10 protein-coding genes and 1 tRNA gene are annotated in these 18,942 nt (G+C 67.8%); 5 read left to right on the forward strand and 6 right to left on the reverse strand.

The features are described from left to right. Positions 1-28 precede the first annotated feature (28 nt). Positions 29-1,711: a phosphoenolpyruvate--protein phosphotransferase gene (gene ptsP, locus ACQY7V_RS09280; protein ID WP_154475340.1), complete on the reverse strand. Its 1,683-nt coding sequence runs from the start codon at positions 1,709-1,711 to the stop codon at positions 29-31. A gap of 2 nt (positions 1,712-1,713) precedes the next feature. Further along, entirely contained in the window at positions 1,714-1,980 is a 267-nt protein-coding gene (locus tag ACQY7V_RS09285; RefSeq protein WP_235361503.1) for an HPr family phosphocarrier protein, read from the reverse strand. Between the two features lie 270 nt (positions 1,981-2,250). On the opposite strand from ACQY7V_RS09285, the gene ACQY7V_RS09290 reads away from it, so the two are divergent. After that, positions 2,251-3,285, forward strand: a complete 1,035-nt coding sequence (locus ACQY7V_RS09290) for a LacI family DNA-binding transcriptional regulator (protein ID WP_428639952.1) — start codon at positions 2,251-2,253, stop codon at positions 3,283-3,285. Between the two features lie 67 nt (positions 3,286-3,352). On the opposite strand, the gene ACQY7V_RS09295 is transcribed toward ACQY7V_RS09290, so the two are convergent. Together ACQY7V_RS09295 and ACQY7V_RS09300 are read right to left on the reverse strand one after the other, a co-directional pair. Then, on the reverse strand, positions 3,353-5,434 hold the full coding sequence (locus ACQY7V_RS09295; RefSeq protein WP_428639954.1) for a sucrose-specific PTS transporter subunit IIBC: 2,082 nt from the start codon (positions 5,432-5,434) through the stop codon (positions 3,353-3,355). 235 nt (positions 5,435-5,669) lie between these two features. Beyond that, a complete protein-coding gene (locus tag ACQY7V_RS09300; protein ID WP_428639956.1) occupies positions 5,670-7,166 on the reverse strand; it encodes a glycoside hydrolase family 32 protein in 1,497 nt (498 codons plus the stop codon). Between the two features lie 221 nt (positions 7,167-7,387). Here ACQY7V_RS09300 and ACQY7V_RS09305 point away from each other — a divergent pair, with 221 nt between their 5' ends. Next, on the forward strand, positions 7,388-10,882 hold the full coding sequence (locus tag ACQY7V_RS09305; RefSeq protein WP_428639958.1) for a TIGR03773 family transporter-associated surface protein: 3,495 nt from the start codon (positions 7,388-7,390) through the stop codon (positions 10,880-10,882). A gap of 450 nt (positions 10,883-11,332) precedes the next feature. Then, complete coding sequence (locus ACQY7V_RS09310; protein WP_428639961.1) at positions 11,333-11,851, forward strand: NYN domain-containing protein; 519 nt, start codon at positions 11,333-11,335, stop codon at positions 11,849-11,851. A 364-nt stretch (positions 11,852-12,215) separates the two neighbouring features. Here ACQY7V_RS09310 and ACQY7V_RS09315 read toward each other — a convergent pair. Together ACQY7V_RS09315 and ACQY7V_RS09320 are read right to left on the reverse strand one after the other, a co-directional pair. Then, a tRNA-Ser gene (locus ACQY7V_RS09315) sits at positions 12,216-12,305 on the reverse strand. 123 nt (positions 12,306-12,428) lie between these two features. Beyond that, positions 12,429-17,117, reverse strand: a complete 4,689-nt coding sequence (locus tag ACQY7V_RS09320) for an acyl-CoA dehydratase activase-related protein (RefSeq protein ID WP_428639974.1) — start codon at positions 17,115-17,117, stop codon at positions 12,429-12,431. Positions 17,118-17,309: 192 nt separating this feature from the next. Between ACQY7V_RS09320 and ACQY7V_RS09325 the strand changes: the two genes are divergently transcribed. Both ACQY7V_RS09325 and ACQY7V_RS09330 read left to right on the forward strand, forming a co-directional pair. Then, a complete protein-coding gene (locus tag ACQY7V_RS09325) occupies positions 17,310-17,984 on the forward strand; it encodes a TetR/AcrR family transcriptional regulator (protein WP_235361495.1) in 675 nt (224 codons plus the stop codon). 194 nt (positions 17,985-18,178) lie between these two features. Next, positions 18,179-18,901, forward strand: coding sequence for a helix-turn-helix domain-containing protein (locus ACQY7V_RS09330; protein WP_320835923.1), 723 nt, complete (start codon positions 18,179-18,181; stop codon positions 18,899-18,901). Positions 18,902-18,942 lie beyond the last annotated feature (41 nt).

The following is an 18,942-nucleotide window of genomic DNA, read 5'->3' on the forward strand; positions in this document are numbered from 1 at the left end:
CGGTCCGGATGCCGGGCCGTCTCCACTCTCAGATGAGCGAGAGCATCGTCGGGGAGACGAGCTTCAGCACGTTGGCGCGCCCCTCCTCGGCGGTCGGCGCGTCGACGGCGAAGGCCGCCATCTGCTGACACGTCGCGAGGTCGTGGAGGCGGAGCGCGGCCCGCACGGCGTTGACCTTCGAGGGGGCCATGGACAGGGACGCCACGCCGAGGCCCGTGAGGACGAGCGCGAGGAGCGGATCGCCCCCGGCCTCGCCGCACACGCCGATCGGTTTCCCGGTCGCGCGACCGCCTTCGCAGGCGAACTTGATCATCTGGAGGACCGCGGGCTGCCAGGAGCTCAACAGCGGGGCGAGCTCGCCGTCCATCCGATCGGCGGCCATCGTGTACTGGGTGAGGTCGTTCGTGCCGATCGACGCGAAATCGACGACGTCGAGGAGGTGGTTCGCACGGACCGCGGCCGCGGGGACTTCGATCATGATGCCCACCTTCGGAAGACCCGCGCCCCGGGCCTTCTCGGCGAACCATTCGGCCTCTTCAAGAGTCGACACCATCGGAGCCATGACCCACAGATCGGCCTTGGTCTTGGTGTGGGCGGCGGCGAGGGCCGCGAGTTGCGTGTCGATGAGGTCTTCACGGGCCTGGCACAGGCGCAGGCCCCTGCGTCCGAGCGCGGGGTTCGCCTCGGGGCCGAGGTCGGCGAAGCTCAGCGGCTTGTCGGCACCCGCATCGAGGGTCCTGACGACCACGCGGCGCTCGCCGAAGGAGTCGAGCACCTGCGTGTAGGTCGCGATCTGCTCGTCGAGCGAAGGGGCTTCGGCGCGATCCAGGAAGAGGAACTCCGTGCGGAAGAGGCCCGCGCCCTCCAGATCGAAGGCCGCGGCGCGCTGGGCGTCGTCGACCGTGCCGATATTGGCGAGGAGCTTCACCCGGTACCCGTCGTAGGTGGCCCCCTCGCCGGAGGAGCCGGCGAGGGCCGTCGCCCGACGCCGGGAGCGCTCTTCAAGCTGCTCGATCTCCTCCGCGGTCGGCGAGACGACGACCTCTCCGACCCCGCCGTCGAGCGCGAGCAGTTCCCCCTCTTCGACCTCGAGGATCCCCTTCACCTTGACGATCGCGGGGATGCCGAGTTGAGCGGCGAGGATCGCCGTGTGCGAGGTCGGCCCTCCGACTTCGGTGAGGATGCCCTTGACGGTCGCGGGGTCCAGGGTCGCCGTTTCCGCGGGCGCGAGATCGTGGGCGACGAGGACGACCGGCTCATCGAAGACGGGCACGCCCGGAGCGGGCAGTCCGCGCAGCTCGCAGATCGCCCGGTCCCTCACGTCATACAGGTCGGTGGCGCGTTCGGCCATGTAGCCGCCGAGGCTCTTGAGCATCTCCGCGTACTCCTCGACGGCCGCGTGCACGGCCTGGGTGACGCCCAGCCCCTTCTTCAGCTTCTTGTCGACGGCCTTGGCCAGGCCGCGATCGGCTGCGAGCTGTGCGGTCGCATTGAGGATCGGCGCTGATTCCTCAGGGGCCTTCTCCGCCCGTTCTTTGAGGGAAGCGGAGACGACGGCGAGGGCGGCGCGGACGCGCGCGCCGTCGGCCGCCGGATCGGCGCTCGGCAGTTCGTCGGGATCCACGCCCGGCGCGGGGCGGACGATGGCCGCCTTGCCCGAAGCTGTTCCGGCCGAAACACCGATTCCGTGGAGGACGGCGTGCTCGGTCATCGTCACTCCTTGTCGAGGTCGCGGGAGAGGAGGGCGACGAGGGAATCGAGGACGTCGCCCGCGGAATCGTCGTCGGTGGAGAGGGTGACCTCATCGCCGTGCTTGACGCCGAGGGTCATGATCTCGAGCAGGGAGGCGGCATCGGCTTCGTCCCCGTTGAAGGAAATGGTGATGTCGACGCCGGAGTCGTCGACCGCTTCTGCGAGGAGGGCCGCGGGGCGGGCGTGAAGACCGACCGAGGAAGCGACGGCAACGGTACGGGAGATCATGGGCTTTCCTTCCGCTCATGGTTCTGTCCATCGTTGGACAGAGCCGATTCTTGCCTTCATCGTATGGGGTTTGGAGCGATACGGATACCCGATCGCGCATCTCGAAGGTCAAGGGCTCGCGGATTCCCGAAGTTCCGGCGGAAAACGGGCGCGCTCTCCAGCGCTTCGGAACCCGCGCGGGGAGGGCGAGACTAGACTGTCCCCCGACAGATCAGCGCTCACACGCGGAATCCGAAGCGGGATTCACGGCGAAGCAATGGAGGACCAGGGGTGGCACAACCGTCGGAACCGACTCTCGCAGATGTCGCCAAAGAGGCGGGGGTCTCACTGACGACGGTGTCCCGCGTCCTCAACAACCGGGGCTACCTCTCCCAGGCGACGAAGGACAAGGTCGCCGCGGCGATCCAGCACCTGGGCTACCGCCCCAACCAGGTCGCGCGCTCCCTCCACGGCAAGTCGACCCAGACGATCGGGCTCATCGTCCCCACCGTCGCCCTCCCCTTCTTCGGGGAGCTCGCGGTCGAGATCGAGAACGCCCTCGCGGAGCACGGCTACCGCATCCTCATCTGCAACTCGATGGGGCGCTCGGATCGGGAGCGCGACTATCTGGACCTTCTCGTCGGCAATCGCGTCGACGGGATCATCTCCGGCGCCCACAATGAGGATCTTGACGAATACCACTCGATCCGCATGCCCCTGGTGACGATCGATCGGACCCTGTCGCCGCGGATCCCGAACGTCAGGTGCGAGAACGAGGCGGGCGGCCGAATGGCCACCCGGCGCCTCCTCGACGCAGGCGCGCGCAGGCCAGCGCTGCTCACCTCCCGCTCGCATCCGCTCAATCTCCGCGAGCACGGTTACCGCTCCGTCTTGGAAGAAGCGGGAATCGAGCCGATCGTCCTCGAAGTGCCCTTCCACACCCCCGCGCAGGAGCGGCCGATCCTGGTCGCCGAATGCTTGGACGGCGCGGCTGAGATGATCGATGCGGTCTTCGCAACCGATGACCTCGCGGCAGCGGAGGTGATCGAGTGGGCGCGTCAGCGCGATCTGGAGGTCCCCCGGGATCTGCGCGTGATCGGCTTCGACGGGACGGGCACCGTGAGGCGGGCCCTGCCCGGCCTCACGACGATCCGCCAGCCCCTGGACCTCCTCGCGCGCAAGGCGGTCGAGATCCTGGTGGAGCAGATCGCCTCGCCGCGATCGACCGAGCGGGACGGGGGAGCCGCTTCCCCCGCCGACGAGGACGATGCGATCGCCCGGACCGTCGAGTTCCCGGTGACGCTCATCGAGGGCTGGACCGCCTGATCCTGTTCCGAACGACGTGAGGGGGAGCGCCCGGCGGGGCGCTCCCCCTCACGGAGGGCTGATCGACTCAGGCCGTGGGGGCCTTCGGGGAGATCGCGAGGATCTCCTCGCCGAGATCCACCGCGCCCTGGGCGAGGGGCGCAACGGCGTCGAACTTCTTCTTGTTCGTCACGACGACCGGGGTGATCGTGTCGTAGCCGGCTTCACGGATGAGATCCCAGTCGACCTCGGCCAGGACGTCACCGCGACGGACCGTGTCGCCCTTGGCGACGCGGGGCGTGAAGCCCCTGCCCTCGAGCTTGACGGTGTCCATGCCGATGTGGATGAGGACCTGCACTCCGGAGGCCGCTTTGAGGCCGTAGGCGTGGCCCGTGCCGAAGGCGACGGTGACGACGCCGTCGACCGGGGAGACCACGACCCCGCCCGCGGGCGCGATCGCGACGCCGGGGCCCAGGAGCCCGCGGGCGAAGGACTCGTCCTTGACGGATTCGAGGGGGACGATCCTTCCTGCGAGGGGCGCGGTCACGGTGTAGTCGTTCGCGGCCTCGGCGGGCAGCTCGACGAGGGCGGCAGCTCTGGCCGCAACGGACGGGAGCGCGCCGCTCGCAGGCGCCGGAGAGGATGCGGCGGCGGTGCCGCTCGCGGGCGCGGCGGCCGGGGCGTCGAGGATCGAAGCTACGGCCGGGGCATCGGCGGCATCGGCCGGGACGACGCTCTTCGCCTGCATGTCGGCGCGCCCCTTCGAGGAGGCGTAGACGAAGACGCCGGCGAAGGACAGGGCGAAGACGACGACCTCGAGGAGCAGGTACATGGGGATGTCCTGCGGGATGATCGAGACGAAGCCGACGAAGCCGGCGGCTCCGAGGGCCTGGCCGCGCACGTCGAAGAGCGCGACGCCCGCCGAGCCGATCGCGGCTGCGATCATGCCGATGAAGAAGGGCCAGCGCAGGCGGAGGTTGACGCCGAAGATCGCCGGCTCGGTGATGCCGAAGACGGCGGAGGCGCCGCCGGCGCCGGCGAGGCCCTTGAGCTTGGCGTCGCGGGTCTTGGCGAAGACCGCGAGGGCGGCCGCGCCCTGGGCGATGTTCGCCATGGAGGCGATCGGGAAGATGAAGTCGCCGATGCCGCCGTTGACGGGCAGCAGCGGGATCTCGACCGCGGGGAAGGACTGGTGCAGGCCGGTGACGACGATCGGCGAGTAGACGAGGCCGAAGAGGAGGCCGCCGATCGGGCCGAGGGTCGTGTAGCCCCAGTTGATGCCGTCGGTGAGCCACTGGGCGAGGATGCGGGTGACGGGGCCGATCGCGATGAAGGCGAGGAAGCCGGTGACGAGGAGTGTGACGAGCGGGGTGAGAAGGAAGTCGACCGTGCCCGACAGTCGCTTGTGGAGCTGCTTCTCGATGAGGCACATGACGTAGGTGACGGCGAGCGTGGGGATGACCTGCGCCTGGTAGCCGATCTTCGCGACGTCCATGCCGAACATGTGCCAGTACTGGACTTCGGCCTGTCCGGCGAGGGCCGCGCCCGTATTCCAGGCGTTGAGGAGGTCGCCGGAGATCATCGCCGCGCCGAGGGCGGCGCCGAGGTAGACGTTGCCGCCGAAGCGCTTCGCGGCGGAGAATCCGACGAGGACGGGGAGCGCGGCGAAGGCCGCGGCCGAGACCATGTTGATGAGGTTCGCGTAGTCGGCGACCCAGGGGAACATCTCGACGACCGACTTCGGGCCGAAGAGGCCTTGGGCGGTGAGGACGTTGTTGATCGCCATCATGAGGCCGCCGGCGACGAGGGCGGGGAGGATCGGGACGAAGATGTCCGCGATCATCTTGATGAAGCGGGAGAAGACGTTGCCGGTCTTCGCGGCCTCTTCCTTGGCCTCGTCCTTGGAGACTTCGCGGACGCCGTGGTCGGCGACCATGTGCGTGTAGACGATGTCGACGTCGCCGGGGCCGACGATGATCTGGTACATGCCGCCCGCGGCGAAGGTCCCCTTCAGATCTTCGTTGGCGTCGAGGGCCGCTTGGTCGATCTTCTTCTCGTCCGCGAGGACGAGTCGGAGGCGTGTCGCGCAATGGGCGGCGGCGGTGATGTTGGCGGCCCCGCCGACGGCTTCGACGACTTCGGATGCCACCTTGGCGTGATCCATTGCCATTCCACGTTCCTTTCTCGGTGGACCCGGGAAGGACGACGGTGTCACCATGACTCCCGGGCGGTATAGCAATCGATTGACATACTAGGATCGCCCGCACCCTTCGCGCAAGGATTTCCCCTCGGAATTCCCCCGAATTTCCCAGGTTTTCCCGACCCCGACGAGGACTACTCCCCCGCTTGAGCCCTGACCTGGGATTTCACCAAGCGGGAAGGGCGCGCCGCAAAGACGGGGCACCTCAATCCAGGCGGGCGGACTCAGCGGCGACCACTCCCGCACCGCCCTCGACGAGCACGCGCAGGCCCGCGCCTTCACCCGTGAGGAAGGAGCGGAAGGTGAAGACCCGACTCCCGTCCCCGAGCACGATTTCGGTGAGCGAGCGGTCGTGGATGACCTCGATGCGCGAGGCCTCGCCCGCCTCGAGGGCCACTCGCCGCACGTCCCCGTGCGGATAGCGGGAGGCGGAGCGATCCACCTCGAGCGATTCCGGAGTCACCCGGATGCGCACGCCCCCACCACTTTCCGCTTCAAGGACGAGGGCGGAAGCGGCGGGCAGATTCAGGCAGGCCGAATAGCGCCAGGACCTCGACCCCTCGAGCTCGACAACGCCTCCGGCCCCGCCCTCGCCGATCGAGGGGGCCGAAGCCGGCACGAGCGGCAGGCCGGGGAGGAAGGGGCGCTGCACGAGGCGGCCCGAGACGAGGGCGAGGGCGCGCGGACTGGTGAGGCAGTGGACCCAGCCGCCGGACTCGATGGAGGGCTGATCGTCCTCGCCCGCATTGCCGGCCCAGCCGATGAGGAGGGCCGGATCGTCGGAGTCGAAATCCCCCCAGTCGGCGCCGCGGCGCGCGTACACCTGGGGCGCGTAGAACTCGAAGCCCCTGTCGACCTCCTCGAAGGCGCCGTCCGCGCCGCGCAGCTCAGTGCCGACGAGGTTTCCGACGACGTAGACGCAGGGGAAGACGTTCTCGAAGCCCTCGCGCTCGGGGCTGATGCCCTGCGGGCAGAAGATGAGGACGTCACGGACATCGCCGCTCGCCTCGTCGCGCAGGCGGACGAGATTCGGGCACTCCCACATATAGCCGAAGTCGTCGAAGGCGCCGCCCGCATCGGGGAAGGTCATCTCGCCCTCGCAGACCCAGTTCCTCCGGTCGCTCGAACGGTACAGGAGGATCGCTCCGGTGAGGTTCGCGCGCTGGACGCCGAGCATCATCCGGTAGGACCCGGCGGGATCATCGGGATCCTTCCAGACCTGCGGGTCGCGGAAGTGGGCGGTGTAGCCCTCGGGCTGGCGGGCGATGATCGCTTCGCGCGTCTTCACGAAGGTCCGCAGGTCCGAGGTTTCGACGAGGCACTGGGTCGCTTCGCGCTCCCCCGTCCCAGGGTCCTTGTAATTCCCCGTGTACCAGAGTTCAACGCCGCCCTCGACGCCGATCGCCGTGCCCGAGTAGGCGCCATTGGCATCCTGATGGGAGTCGGGGAGGATCGCGGGGGCCCGGTAGTCCCAGTGGACGAGGTCCTTCGAGACCGCATGCCCCCAGTAGACGAATTTGAGCGGATGCTCGGGCGTGTACTGGAAGAAGGCGTGGTAGTCCTCGCCGTCGACGATGAGGCCGTTGGGGTCGTTGAGGCGCCCGACGGGGGGCGCGACATGGAAGGCCGGGCGGTCCGCGTCATCGCGGGCCCTCGAATTCCGCTCCGCCGCTTCGGCGCGAGCGAGGAAGTCTGTGCTCATGCGCCGAGCGTAGCAAGTCTGACATTCGATTGACAGACTCGAGAGGGGATCGTCCCGCTCCCGGAGGCCCGACCCCCCGGCCGGGACATAAGGTGAGCATAACCTCTCTCGCTTGCTACTGAGAATCGATCTCATTAGTCTGGATGTGCTCAACAGTCGCATCGATCACCGCGAAAACGCGGTTTCACGCGACTCGTCGCACCCACCAACAGGAAGCAGAGATGATATTCACGAAGTCGCGAATCGCGGCGGGGCTATTGGCATGCGCCGTCGCCGTTTCCATGCTGGCACCACCCGCTCAAGCGAGCGAACGCCTTGACATCGATGCGGGCCACACCGACGCCTTCTACATCGAGACCGCCTCAGGGGCGCCAAAGGTCCTCGTCAACAACGGGATCCACAACCAGAAGCACAATCCCGACGACGTCGCCTTCGTCATCAGCGCCGACACCTACGGCCGCTACGAGCCCTTCGCCCCCTACCTCGATCGCGGGAACGTCGGCTACTACACCGCCTCCGAGAACGCCAACTACTTCGAACCCGGATGGTCGGCTCCCTCCTTCCGCGAGAACGGATTCAGCTCCGTGCGCATCGACTTCACCTCGGTTCAGGGCCCCGGAGAGGTCGCGATCATGGGGAACAGGCTGTCGTCGGAGGAGCCCTTCGCAAAGTTCCTCATCCCGACCGAGCGGATCGGCGAGATCACCGCCCTCGGCAATCAACTGCAGGACTCGAAGGCGCTCGAAGGATTCGGCACCAGCGGGATCCCCAACGGGACCTACTACGTCGAGTCGGGCGTCTCCCTGCCCGTCTTCGGGCACACCCACGCCCACTGGTTCTTCACCGCCGCCGGGGAATACCGCCTGCAGGCGAAGGCCGTCGGCGTGAAGAGCACCGGGGAGACCGTGGAATCCGCACCGTTCACGACCGTCTTCAAGGTCAAGCAGACCTCTTTGGCGGAGCCCCCGGTGATCACGGGCAACGAGGACGACGCGGACGACAACACCGGCTCCGATGAATCCGAAGACGAGTCGGACAGCGATTCGGACGATTCCAGCACCGATTCAGACGACGCGGACTCCGACGATACCGACTCCGACTCCGACTCCGACGAGGACGATCCGAGCGGCAAGCCGGAAGGCGGATCCCCCAGCGGAAGCGGCAGCTACTCGCCGATCTCCACTCCGGTCACCTTCAAGTCCGGCCACATGGACGCCTTCTACATCGGCACCCGCGGAGGCACCCCCCAGCTCTTCCTCAAGGAGGATGTCAGCGCCTCAGAGCCGACTGCCCGCGTCCCCTCCTCGGTAACGATGGTGTTCGTCAAGGAGCGCTACGCGAAGACCGGCAACTTCAAGGGCTCCATCCAGGAGACGGCCGGATACCACTCGAACGCCCAGAGCCGCACGATGAACATCTACTCCCCGGGCTGGTCGATCGACGACTACGCGGGCAACGGCTTCTCGAAGGCCGAAGTCCGTTTCACCTCGGTGGAGGGCCCCGGAAGGATCGTCCTGACGGGAACGCAGACCCTGCAGGGGACGCTGCCGCCGGTTCTCACGAACAACAGCCCCTACCTCACCGCGGGCGCGGTTCTGCCCGTCAGCGGGCACACCCACGGATACTGGCTCTTCAGCCGCCCCGGCACCTACACGGTCAAGGCCCAGGCGGTCGTTACGAAGGCCGACGGCTCGGGCGAACTCAAGTCCCCGGAGGAGACCTACACCTTCATCGTCGAGCCCAACCCGGCCGACCCCTCGGTCGGCTCCGGAGATTCCCCCTCGCCGGATCAGCCCGATTCCGACGATGATGAACCGAGCCTCGAGATCCGAACGCCGGGCGCGTCGATCACCCCGGGAGCGACGGTCGAGGTCCTCGCCAAGGGCTTCACCCCTGACAGCCGGATCGAAGCCGCGCTCACCGCGCTCAGCACCCCCTTCACGCGCACGCCCCTCGTCTCCGACGTCCCCGTCGGCAAGGACGGCAAGGCCACCCTCTCCCTCGCCCTGCCCGCCTCGCTCAAGCCGGGCATGTACAACCTCTCCGCAGGCCCGGTCGGCGAAGATCCCACCGCCTTCTCCGTCATGAACGTCGCTTCCTCCTCGAAGCCGATCACGCCGGTCCCCTCGACCCCGGAAGACCTCGGGCCTTCGCCCAAGGCGATCGGAGCGGTGGACGAGAAGGTCGAGATCTCCCACGGGCACCTCGACCTGTTCACGGCGATCGCGAAGAACGGATTGCTGTACCTCGTGACGAAGGACGATTCGAAGGGCACTCCGGTCCTGCGCGATCCTGCCGATGTCACCTTGCGGATCGGCCAGAACTCCTTCATCTCCTTCGACAAGCAGATCGCACCGAACCTGCCGAAGTCGGGGTACTTCCTCGACGCGGGAGGCCTCAAGCAGCAGGAGATGCTCTTCCCCGGATGGGACACGAACGGCGTTCGACCCGACTTCGAAGCAGTCGATTTCGAGATCGTCTCGATGAGCGCTCCCGAGGGCGCCAAGGCGTACATGTTCAACACGAAGACCTTCGGGGGCGTGACGCCCGCCTTCACGAACGGCAAACTCGAAATCGGCGCAGGATCGGTGATCCGCCAGGCGCACCCGGCCCACGTCCACACGAACTGGCTCTTCTCCGCTCCCGGCACCTACACGATGAAGGTGCGGGCGAAGGCGAAGGCCCTCAACGGCTCGGGCGAAGCGCTGTCACGGGTCGCGACCTACACCTGGAAGGTCGGCGACGACAAGACCCCCGAACCCGAGAAGAAGCCCGAGTCCGAGAAGAAGCCCTCGCCCGACTCCGCAGCCCCGGCCGTCGAAACCCCGTCGCCGTCCGTCTCCCCGGCGGGCTCCACCTCGGCTTCCCCGACTCCTTCGACCTCCGGCGGGACCGCTCACAGCTCCTCGGCTCCGAGCGTCGCCAAGGCGAAGTGCTTCCCGAAGCAGAGCGGCGGTTCGGGCGCCGATACCCTCCTCCCCCGCATCAAGGACGACCGCACCTCGCCCGGCGAATGGGTGGATCCGCAGCGCCTGGCCTTCTCGATCTCCGATGCCGGGAAGGCGACCGTCCCCATGGACATCGGCGCGATCTCCAAGGGATCATCCGTCTGGATGATTTCGATGTCGCAAGTCGCCGGGGTCCCCTGGATCGGGGTCAACACCCAGCATCCCAGCCTCGGCGAGAAGGCCCAGGGGCCGACGACCTTCGCACTCACCTCCTTCTCCGGACCCGGAAGGCTCGAGGTGTTCGAATTCGGGCGGGGGCTGTCGGCGAGCGTCGGGAGCATCTGGTTCTCCGGAGGGGACGGGAGCGCGAGCGGCTCCACGACGGTCGCCCCCAACACCCACGTCCACCCGAACTGGGTCTTCACCAAGCCCGGGCGCTACGAGCTCGGAATCACGATGACGACCCGCGCGAAGGACGGTTCGGAGCTCAGCGGCTCGACGGTCCTCACCATTGACGTCGGTTCCGCAGACGGCATCAGTGACGGGCACTTCGACCTCGGCCCCTCCATCGGCCCCGCGGGCTCGACGACGGTGTGGGTCGATGCGGACGGCAAGCCCTGTACCCCTGACGCCAACGATCTGGCCGCTGCCGGACTCGCCCATACCGGCGTGTCCGACCTCGCCCAGATCCAGACGGCGATCCTCGCGCTCGCCTTCGTCGGAGGCGCTCTGGTCATGCTTCGCTCGCGTCGCCTGAGAAGGCGCTGAGCACGCGCATCAGAGGGGCGGGCGGAATCCACCGGGATTCCGCCCGCCCCTGAGTTTTAGGCGCGAGCGAGAGTTTTGCGTTTATTCGACTGAATCGAGGGGCCTCTCGATTCGGGAGGCGCGGACGAAAAGGCGGGCCGCAGCGGGCCCTGCGGCATCCGACCCCATGACGATCCCGCGAGAAGGGCCTGACCGGGCGGCCTCGCTCCTTCACCTGCGATCGTGAAGACTCCGCGCAACGCCCTCGGCGACGTCCCGAAGCGCCCGTGCCAGGCCCTGAACGACGGGACTGCCCGCATGCGGACGTTCAAGGGTCACGGGATCGGGCATCTGCGAACACCGTAAGACTCAAAGGGATTGCGTAAGCAAGCATCGTGCCACTACCGTGAGCGCATAACTCCCCGTCATCCTCCGGGATTGGCGGGGTTTACTTCATCCGGAGGGCCCGCGATGATCGCGCGCATAGCCATTGTCATCGACTACCAGAACGTTCACCTCACTGCGTCGAAGCTCTTCCTTCCAGGGCGCCCTATCGAAGAAGGCTTGATCGCCCCATTCCGCTTAGCCAAGCAACTCGCCAAGGCGCGCAACACGGACGGCGAACACGAGTCCGAGGTGTGTCGCGTGGAAGTGTTTCGAGGCCTTCCGATCCCCGAGGACGATCCGGATGCCTATCGGCGCAACCTTGAACAGCAATCACGGTGGGAGCATGGACACAAGGGCATTGTTTCTACGACCCTTCGCCCTTTGAAGTACGAGTGGGAACGGATCGACGGGAAGAAGACCCCGATCCGCTCAACCCGGCGGGAGAAGGGCATCGATGTCATGTGCGCCCTCGCACTCGTCCGACTCGCGCGCTCGGGTCAATTCGACCTCGTCGTCCTTGCCTCACGAGACACCGACCTAGCCCCCGCCCTCGACGAAGCACATCGCTTGAACGCCTCGAAGATCGAAGCAGTCAAACGGTAGACCCTTCGGACAAACGCACCTTCGGCAACATCAAGACCGATGCGCGGATCTGGACGACATCAATGAGCCGCGAGCATTTCACCGGGTCGCTCGACCTATTCGACTACGCCTGACCGCCACTGTCCTCCACTTAGGGGAAACGGCCCCGAACAAAAGACCGAACGCTGGAAAAGGCCCCGAGCGCACTCACGACGTAACGCAGATCGAGAACGTCGATAACGGGGCCGTACAGGGTCACTACGACCGACCGCTTTTCTGAGGGCAGTCACTCGGACTCCCGGAGCGCCGCACACCCGGCGGGCGCTTCGCGCAATACGGAAAACCCCGCGACTCCGACTTCTCGTCGGAATCACGGGGAGAACCGTGGCGGTAGCGCTGGGATTTGAACCCAGGGTGGCTGTGACACCACACAGCATTTCGAGTGCTGCACCTTCGGCCGCTCGGACACGCTACCAGTGGGAACCAGTATAGCGCCCCCGCCACCGACCCCGCCAATTCGATCAGCTCATTGCGATCCGTTCCACATCGGCATTCCTCGACAAGCGGCACCGCGACACGGACACGCGCCCCGCGCGAGTCAGCGGAAAGCAACCCCTCGTCGCCCGGGCAGGCTCGGCATTCCAAGATCGACGGGCCGATGAGGCCTTTCCTCCCCCGAAGCGCCGCCGCAGGCCGAGGCCGACCGGGCGCCCCCGCAGCCGCAGACCGGGGGCTCCGGCCCCTCGCCCTCACCCACCGCTGTCCCGCCCTCACCCGGCGGCGTCCCGCCCTCGTCCCCCGTGCGGGCGAAAGCGCGGAGCTGCAAGACTCCGCCCGCATCCCCCGTGTCGTTGCGGCGCTCGATCGCCGTGGAGAGCATGAGCTTGATGCGGTTGAGCTGATTGACCTCGGACGCACCCGGGTCGTAATCGACGGCGACGATGTTCGCCTCCGGGTAGCGGGTGCGCAGGGCTCGGAACATGCCCTTGCCGACGATGTGGTTGGGCAGGCAGGCGAAGGGCTGGGCGCAGATGATATTCGGACAGCCGTGCTCGATCATGTCGACCATCTCGGCCGTGAGGTACCAGCCCTCGCCGGCCTGGTTGCCGAGGCGGGCGATCTCCTGGGAGCGCGCGGCCATGTCGCGCACGTCGCGGTGCGGCTCGAACTTGCCGCCCGTCGCGGCGAAGGCCCTCTTCACGGGCTTCTCGTACTGGAGCATCGCCCACAGCGCGAGCGGCAAGAGCCTCTGGCCCCGCCCGTCGATCCCGAGGTTCTCCCTGTCCCACTGCGAAGTCGCGACCGAGTTGTGGAAGAACTGCATGAGGCCGGGCAGCTCCGCCTCACAGCCCTCGGATTCGATGACGTCGACGGCGTGGTTGTTCGCGTCCGGGTGGAACTTCACGAGGATCTCGCCGACGAGACCGACCCTGGGCTTGCGGGGGATGTCGAGGAGCTCGAGGGCGTCGAACTCCCTGACGCACTCCGCGATGAGGCGCGAGTAGCCGAGCCGCTTCCCGAAAGTCGGCGACGCCCCGGTCCGGAGCCACTCCTGGCAGATCGCATCCCAGCGCCGGTAGAGGGCCATCGCCGATCCCGGCACCGCCTCGTAGGGGCGGACGCGCAGGAGCATCGACTGGAGGGCGTCGCCGATGACGATCGCCTGGATCGCCTTGTGAAGCATCGGCAGGCTCGTCCGGAATCCCGGATTGTCCTCGAGCCCTTGGACCGACAGCGCGATGACGGGCACCTGCGGGTACCCGGCGTCGCGCAGCCCCTTGCGCAGCAGGGCCGCGTAGTTCGTCGCACGGCACATGCCGCCGGTCTGCGTGATGCCGACGGCGGTGCGATCCGGATCGGCGCGCCCGGAGACGAACTCGTCGATGAGCTGGCCGATGACGACGATCGCCGGGTAGCAGGCGTCGTTGTTGACGAACTTCAGGCCGGTCTCCATGGTGTCGCGACTCGTGCGCTCGAGGAGTCGGACCCTGAACCCGGCCCGCTTGAGGACGGGCATGACGAGGCGGAACTGGATCGGCGCCATCTGGGGGGCGAGGATCTCGTAGCCGGCGTCGAACATCTCCTTCGTGAAGACGGCGCGCGGGCGGATGTGCCCGGCGGCGACGCCTTCGCCTTCGGCCGCGGCGGCCGCTTCGGCGGGATCGACGAGGGCGGTGTCGATGCGCTCGGAGACGGAGGCCCTTTCAGCGACGGCCGCATCGAGCGAACGCAGCCGGATCTTCGCGGCGCCGAGGTTGGAGACCTCGTCGATCTTCAGCACCGTGTGGACGTCGCCGCGGCCTTCGAGGATCTCCTGGACCTGGTCGGCGGTGATCGCGTCGACGCCGCAGCCGAAGGAGTTGAGCTGGACGAGCTCGAGGTCGGGCTCGTCGCCGACACGGGCGGCGGCCTCGTAGAGGCGCGAGTGGTAGCTCCACTGGTCGCGCACGCGCAGGGGCCGCTCGAGGCGGCCGTCGACGACCGCGTCCTCGGTGAGGACGCCCATGCCGAGGCCGACGATGACCTCGGGGATGCCGTGGTTGATCTCGGGGTCGAGGTGGTAGGGGCGCCCGGCGAGGACGATGCCGCGGACCCCGTGGGCGCGCATCCAGGCGATGGACTCCTCGCCCTTCTCCCTGATCTCGCGTTTCACCGCCGCGTCCTCGTCCCAGGCGGCGTCGAGTGCGGCCCTCATCTCCTCGAGGGGGATCTCGTAGCCGTACTCGGCGAAGGTTCTCACGAGGTGGGCGTGCAGGTAGTCGCGGTTGCCGAGGTTGACGAAGGGGCTGATGAACTTCACGCCCGGCTCGTTCAGGCGCTCCATGTTGTTGCGGATGACCTCGGGGTAGGTCGCGACGACGGGGCAGTTGAAGTGGTTGTCCGCGCCGGTCGATTCCTGCTCGTAGTTCACGCAGGGGTAGAAGATCGTCCGGATCCCCTTGTCGAGGAGGGACTCGATGTGCCCGTGGACGAGTTTGGCCGGGTAGCAGACGTTCTCCGAGGGGATGGACTCCATGCCGGTCTCGAAGAGCTCGTGGTTGGAGCGGCCCGAGACCATGACGCGGAAGCCGAGCTTCGTGAGCATGGTGAACCAGAAGGGGTAGTTCTCGTACATGCCGAGGACGCGGGGCACGCCGATGTCGCCGCGGAAGGCCTTCGCCTCCGTGAGGCGCCGGTAGCCGAAGATCCGCTTGTACTTCCAGTCGAACATGTTCGGCAGTTCGGACTTCTTGGGGATGCGCTCGAGGGAGGCGCCGCGCTCGCAGCGGTTGCCGGACACGGAGCGCTCGCCGTTGGAGAAGGTCGAGATCGTCATCCGGCAGTGGTTCTGGCACAGGCGGCAGGTCTTGCGGGTCGTCTCGACGCAGAAGGACTCGAGGTCCTCGATGCGCGCCAGGGTCGACTCGCCCTGCCCCGAGTCGTGCATGCGCGCGGTGAGGGCGGCCCCGTAGGCGCCCATGAGGCCGGCGATGTCGGGGCGGACGACCTCGCGCCCGGTGAGGAGCTCGAAGGCGCGCAGGACGGAGTCGTTGAGGAAGGTGCCGCCCTGGACGACGACGCGCTCGCCGAGGTCGGAGGGGTCCTTGAGCTTGATGACCTTATAGAGGGCGTTGCGCACGACCGAGTAGGACAGGCCCGCGGAGATGTCGCGGACGTCGGCGCCCTCCTTCTGGGCCTGCTTGACGGAGGAGTTCATGAAGACCGTGCAGCGGGTGCCGAGGTCGACGGGCGAGGTCGAGTCCATCGCGGCCTTCGCGAAGGTGCGGACGTCGACCCCCATCGTCTCGGCGAAGGTTTGGAGGAAGGAGCCGCAGCCCGAGGAGCAGGCTTCGTTCACGCTGATCGAATCGACCGCGCGATCGCGGATGCGCAGGTACTTCATGTCCTGGCCGCCGATGTCGATCACCGAGGTGACGCCGGGCGCGATGTGCTCGGCGGCGCGGAAGTGGGCCATCGTCTCGATCTCGCCCTCGTCCATGGTCAGGGCCGCGGTGACGAGGTTCTCGCCGTAGCCGGTCGCGCAGGCGCGGCCGATGACGGCGCCTGCGGGCAGTTCGGAGCGGACGCGCTTGACGATCTCGACGGCCGCGGCGACGGGGTCGCCCTCGTTCGAGGCGTAGTGGGTGAAGACGATGCGGTCGAATTCGTCGATGAGGACGGCTTTGATGGTCGTCGATCCGGCGTCGACGCCGAGCCAGCAGCGCCCCTGGGCCTGGGAGATGTCGGCCTTCTCGATGACCTCGGCGCCGTGGCGCTCGGTGAATTCGGCGCGTTCGGCCTCGCTGGCGAAGAGGGGGCGCATGCGGGGGGATTCGGCGATGATCGTCGCGGTCTTGAGGGAATCGATGAGGGAGAGCAGAGGGCGGGCGGAATCGGTCTTCGTCGCGCCTCCCGCAGTCTCGCCGGCCCCGCCCTCGTGAACGGAGGGCTCGGGGGAAGCGGCGGCGAGGGCGCGGCGGTGGTCGCGCTCGGCGAGGAGCGCTGCGCCGATCGCGACGTAGAGCTGGGCGTTCTCGGGCGTGATGAAGGCGTCGGCCTTGGGCAGGAGGGCCCGGTAGGCGGCGCGGAGCTGCGGGAGGAAGTGGAGCGGGCCCCCGAGGAACATCACGGTGCCGCGGATCGGCCGTCCGTTCGCCAGGCCCGCGATGGTCTGGGTGGCGACGGAGGTGAAGATCGAGGCGGCGAGGTCCTCGTGGGCGGCGCCCTGGTTGATGAGGGGCTGGAGGTCGGATTTGGCGAAGACGCCGCAGCGCGAGGCGATGGGGTGGAGCTGCGTGTGGCGCGCTGCGAGCTCGTCGAGGCCGGAGGCGTCGGTCTTGAGCAGGGTCGCCATCTGGTCGATGAAGGCGCCGGTCCCGCCCGCGCAGGTGCCGTTCATCCGCTGTTCGGGGGTGGGGTGGAGGTAGGTGAGTTTCGCGTCCTCGCCGCCGAGCTCGATGATGACGTCGGCTTCGGGGTGGAGGCGTTTGGCGGATTCGGTGCCGGCGATGACCTCCTGGACGAAGGGGATGCCCATGGCGCGGGCCGCGGCGAGGCCGCCGGAGCCGGTGATCGCGGCGCGGACTTCGAGGCCGGGGTACTCGGCTCCGATATCGGCGAGGAGTCTGGCGAGTTCGGCGCGGACGTCGGCGTTGTGGCGGCGGTAGTCGGCGAAGAGGATGGTGTCGGCGTCGAGGAGGACGGCCTTGACCGTCGTCGAGCCCACGTCGATGCCGAGGGAGCAGGGGTGGTCGGGGGTCTGTTTCGCGGTGGTCGCCTGCGGGCTGCGGTCGGGGTCTTCTCGCATCATTTCCACACTCGTGAAATTAGGAGGGGCGAGCAGAAATTTCCAGGGTGATGAAAATACAGTGAGACCCCGGATCGTCACGTCGCCCAAGGCACGGAATCAAGCAGGATTCTCAGATTCCGACGACAATGGGGACGAGGGCGGAACAGCCCGCGCGTGGAAACCCGGTGCACTCATTAGGAGAAGATCCAGATGACGCAAATCGCCGCCGACTCTCTGAAGCGGGCGGCTTCTCGAAGTGCGGGCGCCTCGAGGACCCGCTCCTCCGGCTCAAGCCACAGAGGCCCCGCCGCCGCCCGGGGCGAAGTCCGTTCCCGGATCCTCACCGCCGCCCGGGAGGAGTTCATCGAACGCGGATACGACGGGGCGACGGTTCGCGCCATAGCCCGGCGCGCCGAATGCGACCCCGCCCTCGTCTCCTACTACTTCGGCTCCAAGCAGAAACTCTTCCGCGCATGCATGGACCTGCCCCTCGACCCCGCGGCCGAAGTCATCCGCCTGCTCGCCCCGGGTCCCGAGGGCGCGGCCCGGCGCCTCCTCGAATACGGGATCTCGATCTACGAGGAGAAGCTCACAGCCGACACCCTCTTCGCCCTGATGCGCGCGCTGCTGACGGATGCCGCGACCTCGCGCCGCTTCCGCACGTACATCCGCACCGAGATCATCGACCTCGTCGGCGACTACCTCGGAGCGGACGAGCGCTTCGGCGAGCAGATCGCCCTCACCCTGGGCACCATGTACGGGATCGCATCGATGCGCTACATCGTGAAACTCGAACCGATCGCCTCCATGCCGCGCGAGCGCTTCATCGATCTCTTGACCCCCTACCTGCAAGAGCGCATCGAGCGATTCTGGGCGGCGCCCTGAAAGCGCACCGGGGAAGCCGACGGACTCGCGCGCAGACCGCCGATGACGGGGAGCGAGTCCCCGCCGTACCCGCCGAGAGCCTCCCGACCGGAAGGGAACAGGGAGGATCGGCGCCGCGCGGACGAGCCCGGGCGGAGCCCACGAGGGGCCTCTACGATCAACACGACGAGCAGCACCGATCCGAGGGGGACGCCGTGGGCAATCGACTTCAGACCCAGGACCGGCTCATCGAAGCCGCGCGCGGGATCATCATCAACGAGGGCATGGAGGCGACCTCGCTCGAGCACATCTGCAAGGCCGCCGGTTTCACCCGCGGGGCCTTCTACTCGAACTTCTCCTCGAAGGACTCCCTCCTCGCCGCCCTCGCAGAGGAGGAGTACGCGGGCCTCATCGAGCGCCTCCGCGCGACCGTCGAGCGCTGGAGCGCCTCGGGCGACGAATCCGCGCCCGCCCGAGCAGACGGGGATCGCGACTCCGAGGCGCTCCTCATGGAGAACCTCCTCTTCGAGGCGCTCGACGCGATCGGCGTCGAGCGGGACCTCTTCCTCCTTCACTCCGAGCTCATCCTCCGCTCGATCCGCGACCCCGAATGGGCCGAGCGATTCAGCGGCATCAATGAGGAGTTCGTCGACGAACTCGGCCTGGTCCTCGTGACGATCCTGTCTGCGGCGGGCCGCGAGCTCGTCTCCTCGCGGCGGGCCCTCACGCATTCGGTGATCGGCGTCGTCCTGCGCGCTTCTGCGATCGCGGGCTGGAGGCTCTCCGCCTCCAGGCGGGTCGGGGCCGATGACCGGCCCCGGGGCTCCGAGGAGCCCGCATCCCCGGCCCCGCGAGCCGGGGCGAAGTCCTCTGCGGCGCGCGAGATCCTCGAGGTCGTCCTCACGATCCTCTACGCCTCCTCGCGCCCGCGCAGTTGAGCGGGGCGGGAGGGGCGCCCAGGGAAGCGGATCCCCTTCCA

It is taken from the genome of Schaalia sp., from assembly GCF_050312375.1.
GTDB classification, from domain to species: Bacteria; Actinomycetota; Actinomycetes; order Actinomycetales; family Actinomycetaceae; genus Pauljensenia; species Pauljensenia hyovaginalis.

Excerpts from the sequence above, each read along its gene's own strand:
- ACQY7V_RS09310 (WP_428639961.1), top strand. The coding sequence starts at position 11,333 with ATGATCGCGCGCATAGCCATTGTCATCGACTACCAGAACGTTCACCTC.
- ACQY7V_RS09295 (WP_428639954.1), bottom strand. The coding sequence starts at position 5,434 with ATGGCAATGGATCACGCCAAGGTGGCATCCGAAGTCGTCGAAGCCGTC.
- ACQY7V_RS09305 (WP_428639958.1), top strand. The coding sequence starts at position 7,388 with ATGATATTCACGAAGTCGCGAATCGCGGCGGGGCTATTGGCATGCGCC.
- ACQY7V_RS09285 (WP_235361503.1), bottom strand. The coding sequence starts at position 1,980 with ATGATCTCCCGTACCGTTGCCGTCGCTTCCTCGGTCGGTCTTCACGCC.
- ptsP (WP_154475340.1), bottom strand. The coding sequence starts at position 1,711 with ATGACCGAGCACGCCGTCCTCCACGGAATCGGTGTTTCGGCCGGAACA.
- ACQY7V_RS09325 (WP_235361495.1), top strand. The coding sequence starts at position 17,310 with ATGACGCAAATCGCCGCCGACTCTCTGAAGCGGGCGGCTTCTCGAAGT.
- ACQY7V_RS09300 (WP_428639956.1), bottom strand. The coding sequence starts at position 7,166 with ATGAGCACAGACTTCCTCGCTCGCGCCGAAGCGGCGGAGCGGAATTCG.
- ACQY7V_RS09320 (WP_428639974.1), bottom strand. The coding sequence starts at position 17,117 with ATGCGAGAAGACCCCGACCGCAGCCCGCAGGCGACCACCGCGAAACAG.